At 74.8% G+C, this 3,148-nt stretch carries 3 protein-coding genes; all 3 read left to right on the top strand.

The window, feature by feature from the left end; all coding sequences use genetic code 11:
- Positions 1–1,301 (top strand): MFS transporter (locus ACIQOV_RS34505; protein ID WP_401054782.1); only part of this gene is annotated, 1,301 nt, incomplete at its 5' end.
- A gap of 81 nt (positions 1,302–1,382) precedes the next feature.
- Complete coding sequence (locus tag ACIQOV_RS34500) at positions 1,383–2,333, top strand: carbohydrate kinase family protein (RefSeq protein ID WP_401054780.1); 951 nt, start codon at positions 1,383–1,385, stop codon at positions 2,331–2,333.
- A gap of 130 nt (positions 2,334–2,463) precedes the next feature.
- A partial coding sequence (locus tag ACIQOV_RS34495) for a trypsin-like serine peptidase (protein ID WP_401054784.1) occupies positions 2,464–3,148 on the top strand: 685 nt, incomplete at its 3' end.

Genomic DNA, 3,148 nt, shown 5'->3' with positions numbered 1-3,148 from the left:
CCCTGCAGGGGGCGTTCGGCGCCCTGCTCGCCCCCTCCGCGCTGGGGCTGCTCTCCACCACCTTCTCCGATCCACGGGAACGCAGTACGGCCTTCGGCATCTTCGGTGCGATCGCCGCCGGAGGCTCCGCGATCGGCTTCATCGCCGGCGGGCTGCTGACCGAGTACCTGAACTGGCGCTGGTGCCTGTTCGTCAACGTGCCGATCGCCGTCGTCACCGCCTTCGCGGCGTTCAACGTGCTGAAGCGCGACCACGTCGGGAAGGGCCGCCGGACGCCGCTGGACCTGCCCGGGGCACTGCTCGGCTGCGGCGGCCTGCTGGCGATCGTCTACGGCACCTCCGAGGCCGTGAGCCGGGGCTGGGGCGACGGCCTGGTGATCGGCTCGCTGGTCCTGGGCGTGGCGCTGCTCGCGGCCTTCGTGCTGGTCGAACGGCGCACCGCGCACCCGCTGCTGCCGCTGCACATCGTCGCCGACCGCAACCGCGGTGGCGGCGCGCTCTCGGTGGGCCTGGCGATGGTCGGCATGTTCGGCCTCTTCCTGTTCCTGACCTACTACCTGCAGGCCATCAAGCACTTCTCGCCGATCATGTCCGGCCTGTCCTTCCTGCCCATGACGGCCGCCATCGTGCTGAGTTCGACGGGCGTCGCGGCCCGGTTGATGACCAGGGTGCCGTCCCGGAACCTGATCGGCCCGGGGCTGCTGCTCGCCGCGGCCGGGATGGCCTGGCTGACCCAGATGCGGGTGGACAGCGCGTGGGCCGGCATGGTGCTGCCCGCCGAGCTGCTGCTCGGCTTCGGCATGGGCCTGGTGTTCATGCCGGCGATGAGCCTGGCCACCCTCGGGGTCGCCCCGAACGAGACCGGCGCGGCCTCGGCCACCATCAACTCGGCCCAGCAGGTGGGCGGCTCGGTCGGCACGGCGCTGCTGAACACGATCGCGGCGAGTGCCACCGCGAGCTTCCTGGCCACCCGGATCGCCTCCGACCCGGCGGTGCGGGCCGAGGGCGCGGTGCACGGCTACGTGGTCGCGACCTGGGTGGCGACGGGCGTCCTGCTGGCGGCCGCGCTGGTCGCGGTGCTGATGATCAACCACCGGCCGGCGCCCGGTGAGGCCACCGCCGTCGAGGGCGGCGCCTCCGGGGCGGAGGCGCCGGCTGCGGCCGTACCGGCCGGGGACGGTCGTCCGACGGACCTGCGGGCGGCGGCCGCGGCCGATGTCAGGGCCAACGTCCGCCCCGCGGGCGAGGGGCGGGCGGAGGCCGGGGTGGAGACCGGAGCGGAGCGGCCGTCGATCGATTGAAATTTGCAGCAAGGTCTTGCAGTCAACCTCCGGCGCCTGCTTGACTCCTGGCCACCGTCCAGGGATCAAGGAGGCGCCGCCGTGCTGTCCGAGAACGTGCCGCCCGAGAACGTGCCGTCCGGGGCCGCGCAGCCCGAGTTCGACCTGCTCGTCGTCGGTGGCGCCGGCGTGGACACCATCGTCCGGGTCGAGCGGCTGGAAGTCCCGCCCGGCGACTCGCAGCTCGTCGAACCGGTGCGGGACTACGTCGGCCACACCGGCAACGGCGTCGCCCTCGGCGCCCACCACCTCGGCCTGCGCACCGCGTTCATCGACTTCCTCGGCGACGACGCCCAGGGCGACCTGATCCGCGCCCACTACGCGCGCCACGGCCTGCACTTCGCGCACCTGGTGAGCCCGCACGGCACCCCGCGCGGGGTCAACCTGGTGGACGCGGCCGGCCGCCGGTTCTCCTTCTTCGACGCCCGCCACCCCGCCGACCTGCGGCTGCCGCGCGACCTCTACCTGCCGTACGCCGAGCGCAGCCGGCACGTCCACCTGTCCATCACCGGCGTCAACCGGGACATGTACGGCGACCTCCACCGCCTCGGCCGCACCACCTCCACCGACCTGCACGACTGGGACGGCGTCGACCCGTACCGCCGTGCGTACGCGCTCGGCTCCGACCTGGTCTTCCTCTCCGCGGCCGGCTGCCCCGGCCGGCACGAGGAGGTGATGCGCGCGATCCTCGCCGAGGGGCGCGCGCGGGTGGTCGTCGCCACGGCCGGCGCCGAGGGCTGCCACCTGCTCACCCGGGACGACCCCGCGCCGCGCCACCTGCCGGCCGTCGACCCGGGCCGCCCGGTGGTGGACAGCAACGGCGCCGGGGACGCCTTCGTGTCGGGCTTCCTGTACGCCTGGTTCCAGGGCCGTTCGCCGCTGGACTGCGCCCGGGCCGGTACGGTGGCCGGGGCCTTCGCCTGCACCGCCGCCGGGACCCACACCGCCTTCGTCGGAGCCGCCGAACTGGATGCGGTGCTCGCCGGTCCGTGACGCCGGGGGGTGCGGCCGGGTGGCGGGTTTCTCATCGAGCTCCAAGGAGCCGGTCACGCCCCTACCAGGCTGAGGCGGCATAGTCGTTGACCGAACGCCGCCCCCGATCGCCCCGGCAGGAGAAACAGGCATGGGCAAGCACAGCCGCCAGAGGTCGCGCCGCCGCAGACTCCTGGCCCCGTCCCTGTTCACCGTGCTGTCCGCGGTGGCGGTCGCCGCCCTGCTGAGCGGGACGCACGGGCTGGACCTGTCGGACGCGACGGCCGCCGGGAAGGCGGCCCGCAGCACCCGTGCCGCCGCCGCGCCCGCCCCGGCCACCGATCCGGCGGCGGCCACCCAGGTCGCGGCCCCCGCGTCCTCCGCGCCCGCGCCCGCGACCCCGACCGCCGCCCCGCCGCCGGTCGACCCGTCCACCGCGGCCGCCACCTCCGCCGCCCCCGCCGCCTCCGACGTCGCCCTCGGCGCCACCGGCCCGGCCCCGGCCGGCGACCGTGAAGCCGGGACCGTCGGTGCGCTGTTCGGCGGCGCGTTGGCGGCCGGCAACCACTTCTGCACCGCCAGCGTGTTGCACAGCGCCACCGCCAACCTGCTGCTGACCGCCGCGCACTGCCTCAGCAGCACCGACGGCGTCACCTTCGCCCCCGGCTACCGCGACGGCTCCGCCCCGTACGGCACCTGGCAGGTGACCGCGATCCACACCACCGCCGGCTGGGCCCGGAAGGGCGACGTCGTCCGCGAGGGTCTTGGGCAGGCTCTTGAGCTCCTGGCGCACGTCCGCGTCCAGCTCGAAGCCGGTGATGTCCTCCGGGATCGGC

Origin of the sequence: Kitasatospora sp. NPDC091257, from assembly GCF_044757675.1 — a bacterium.
Taxonomy (GTDB): Bacteria; Actinomycetota; Actinomycetes; order Streptomycetales; family Streptomycetaceae; genus Kitasatospora; species Kitasatospora lactacystinica.
This window is presented reverse-complemented; position numbering and strand designations above follow the sequence as displayed.